4 protein-coding genes are annotated in these 3671 nt (G+C 65.4%); 2 read left to right on the top strand and 2 right to left on the bottom strand.

Annotated elements, in window-relative coordinates; translation table 11 throughout:
* Together AWB67_RS35040 and AWB67_RS35035 are read right to left on the bottom strand one after the other, a co-directional pair.
* Nucleotides 1–381 (bottom strand): NADPH-dependent FMN reductase (locus AWB67_RS35040; protein ID WP_143328462.1); only part of this gene is annotated, 381 nt, incomplete at its 3' end.
* 182 nt (nucleotides 382–563) lie between these two features.
* Complete coding sequence (locus AWB67_RS35035) at nucleotides 564–1793, bottom strand: acyl-CoA dehydrogenase family protein (protein ID WP_087660501.1); 1230 nt, start codon at nucleotides 1791–1793, stop codon at nucleotides 564–566.
* 244 nt (nucleotides 1794–2037) lie between these two features.
* Here AWB67_RS35035 and AWB67_RS35030 point away from each other — a divergent pair, with 244 nt between their 5' ends.
* Both AWB67_RS35030 and AWB67_RS35025 read left to right on the top strand, forming a co-directional pair.
* Nucleotides 2038–2946 (top strand): ABC transporter permease, encoded by a 909-nt coding sequence (locus AWB67_RS35030; RefSeq protein ID WP_087660500.1) that lies wholly within the window; start codon nucleotides 2038–2040, stop codon nucleotides 2944–2946.
* On the top strand, nucleotides 2933–3671 hold a 739-nt coding region (locus tag AWB67_RS35025), incomplete at its 3' end, for an ABC transporter ATP-binding protein (protein ID WP_143328461.1). The genes AWB67_RS35030 and AWB67_RS35025, both read left to right, overlap by 14 nt.

Here is a 3671-nt window from a genome sequence, read left to right as displayed (position 1 = left end):
GCCATACGCGGTCACGATGCTGCCGACCGCGCGGCCATCGAGATAAGGGCGCTCGTCGAGCCGAAGTTCTTCGAGCGTATCGAGTGCGTTCTTCACCAGCCCCGAGATGCCGCCGTGATACCCGGGCGATGCGACGATGAGCGCATCCGCGTTGCGCACCGCTTCGATGAGTTCGCGCTGCTCGTCGGTCAAGTGGCCGGTTTCAGGTGCGTAGTGCGGCAAGCTGTAGAGGAAAGCACCGCCGAACAATTGCACGCGCGCGCCGCTTTCCTGTGCGCCTTTCAGTGCGAAAGCAAGCGCACGCTCCGTGGATGACGCAGGTCGCGTCGTGCCGCCGATACCTACGACCAGCGGCCTCTGCGATGAAGGGGTTCGAGACAAGATCAACACTCCAGGGATTTGAAAGAGGGAACTGCGGCGCGCCCGGTCTGCGCTCGGCGTTAAGGAAGAACATGCTACCGAGCAAGAGCGCACACGGGAAAGCACGAATTGCGCTAAGGATATGAGGGATATCGCCGCAGCGCGTGATGCGAGGCTCGCATCCCGCGCCGGGAAGCAGGCTTTCAGAAGAACGCAGCCTTCGGTAAAGGGGTTCCGTGCAGCGCATGCTCGCCGAGCACGCGCGCCTTGTACGCGACCGGATTATGCGAGGCGATCGTGCGGATGTTGCGCCAGTGCCGGTCGAGCGCCGCGCTTTGCTTGCCCGCCGATGCGCCGCCCACGTCGAAGAGCCGCGTCGCGGCATCGAGCGCGAGTTCGTCGATCAGCACCTTCGAGCGCGCCGCATTCAATGCCGCTTCAAGGAAAAGCGCCTCGTCGGGCGCGCCTGCGAGCGCGGAATCGTACGCGCGGCCCAACGCATCGGCGGCACGCAACACGCTCGATTCCGCGACGTAGGCCGCGCTGTCGAGCCGCCCGACGATCTGCTGCAACAGCGGATCGTCGGCCGGGCGGGCGTTGACGGCGTGGTAATAGTTGCGATCGCGACGCTTGAGCAGCGCCACCGCGTCCTTCACCACGCGGCGCAAGATGCCCGCGATGATCGTCGTCAGCCACAGTTGCGAGAAAGTGGCCTGCCATGGGACCTTGAACTCGTCGTCGTAGTAGAGCACGTCGTCGCGCGACACCTCGACGTGGTCGTAGACGGTCGTACCGCTTGCCGTCAGGCGCTGGCCGATGCCGTCCCAGTCGTCGCGCACGTCCACGCCTTTTTGCCCCACTGCGACCCGTGCCGCGACCAATCGTCCATCGTGAACTTTCGCGTTGACGACGATGTAGTCCGCGTAGAGATTGCCCGTGCTGTAATACTTGACGCCGTTGAGCACGAAACCGTCGCCTTGCGGGTCGAGCGAGGTCGCGCCGTCTCCGTCGCCGATGTTCTGCTTTCCGAGTTCGCTGGCGCCGAGGCCGTAAAGCGCGCCTTCCTTGACGGAGGCGAGCCAGCGCGAGTAGGGAGCCTGATCCGGCATGCGCAGCGCGCGCTCCACGAAGGCAAAGTGGTTGCGCAGGATGTGCGGAATGTTGGAGTCCGCTTGTGCGAGATCGAAGACGAGCTCGAAGAGCTGCGGCAACGTGGCGCCGCCTCCGCCTTGCTCCACAGGCAACCGATACACGCCGAGACGCGCTTCCCGCACGAGCGCGATGGCGTCGCGAGTATCCGCGTCGCCGCTGGCGCGCGCGTGCGCCCCTTCTTCGATTGCCGCGACGAGCTCGCGCAGAGCCGTTGAAGCAGGTCTGACGGCGTATTCGCCACGCCCGCGACCGACAGACAGGTTCGATTCGATATGTCCCATTGATGCTCGGTTGTCCAGTTGTTGATCGGTGCACCGCAATCTGCACACGTTATTAAAGCCGCCCCGATTCGCCAACCAAGCGAATCTGCTAAGCAATGCAGCGCATAACGCTTTTTGCTATCGATTTCATTCGATCGGGATTTCAAATCACGCCGGAGGCGCTTAGCATCTGGAAAACCGTTTGTTGGAGGGCCGGGCGCGCGACCGTACCATCGATCGTTCCACTCATCCTCGACGAACGCCCATGAACGTCCCTCGCTTTCCCTCCGCCGTGATCGGGCTCGACCCGGGCACGCCGCCAGAACGGACAGCCCCGCGCTCAAGCGACACCCCCGCTCTCGTCGATCTGCCGACTCGCGACGCCGCGAACAACACGGCGCTGCAATGGTCCCTCCTGCGATCGCGCGCCTTGCGCGTCGGCGTGCCGGTCGCGCTCGTGGTGTTGTGGCAACTCGCGTCGTCGTTTAAGCTCGTGGCGCCCGAGACCTTGCCGTCGCCCACCGTCATACTCGCCGCTTTGAACGAGCTCATCGCCGATGGCGAACTTCAGAACGCGATCGGCGTGTCGCTGCTGCGCGCGGCGACGGGGCTTGCGATCGGCGGTGGCATCGGTCTTTTCGCGGGTCTCTTCGCGGGCTTGTGGCGTGGGGGCGAAGAGATCGTCGATGCGCCGCTGCAAATGCTGCGTACCATCCCGTTCATCGCGCTGATTCCGCTCTTCATCACATGGTTCGGTATCGGCGAGGGCGCGAAAGTCGCGGTCATCCTCGCCGCCACGATCTTCCCGATGTATCTCAACACGTACGCGGGCGTGCGCGGCGTCGATCCGAAGCTGCTGGAAGCGGCGAAGGTGTTCGGGCTGTCGAGCCGCCAAGTGGCGCTGCGCATCATCCTGCCGACGGCATTGCCTTCGATCCTCGTCGGCGTGCGCTACTCGTCCGCCGTGGCGCTGCTTGCGCTCGTCGTGGCCGAGCAGATCAACGCGCAGAGCGGCATCGGCTACATCCTCGTGAACGCGAACCAGAACCAGCGCGCGGACATCATCATCGCGGGCATTCTCGTGTACGCGGCGCTCGGCATCGCGACGGACCTCATCATGCGCGCGCTCGAACATCTCGCCTTGCCCTGGAGGCCGCGCTTTGAACTCGCCTGATATCGACGCATTGAAAACCCGTCACGGCGAGCGCGAAGCCGCGCTCGAACTGGACGCGGTGAGCCGCGTGTTCTCTGGGCGAGCCGTACTGAAGGACGTTTCGCTCACCGTGAAGCGCGGCCAGTTCGTCTCGATGCTCGGCGCGTCGGGCGCGGGCAAGACGACGCTCCTGCGCATCCTCGCCGGACTCGATCAAGCCGACAGCGGCCGCGTGCGCGTGGCCGGCGCTCGCTCGGTCGTGTTCCAGGAGCCGCGCCTCGTGCTCGCCAAGCGCGTGTGGGAAAACGTCGTGATCGGCCATGAGCGGCTGCGCGCGGCGAAATCATCGGCGCTCTCGGCGCTGGAGGAGGTCGGTCTCTCGCGTCAGGCGGACGGCTGGCCGAAGACGCTATCGGGCGGCGAGGCGCAGCGTGTCGCACTGGCGCGCGCGCTCGTGCGCGAGCCGAAGCTGCTGCTGCTCGACGAGCCGTTCGCCGCGCTCGACGCGCTCACGCGAATCCGCATGTACGAACTCGTGGCGCGGCTCTGGCGTGCGCACACGCCAGCTGTCGTGCTGGTCACGCACGACATCGACGAGGCGATTCTGCTTTCGGACCGTATCGTCGTGCTGTCGCAGGGCGAGATCAGCGCCGACATTACCGTCGACTTGCCGCGTCCGCGCTCGCGCAGCGACGAAGCCGCCGTCGCGCTCAGAACGCGGCTGCTCGCTGCGCTCGGCGTGGGCC

Origin of the sequence: Caballeronia terrestris (assembly GCF_001544515.1) — a bacterium.
GTDB lineage: Bacteria > Pseudomonadota > Gammaproteobacteria > Burkholderiales > Burkholderiaceae > Caballeronia > Caballeronia terrestris.
This window is presented reverse-complemented; position numbering and strand designations above follow the sequence as displayed.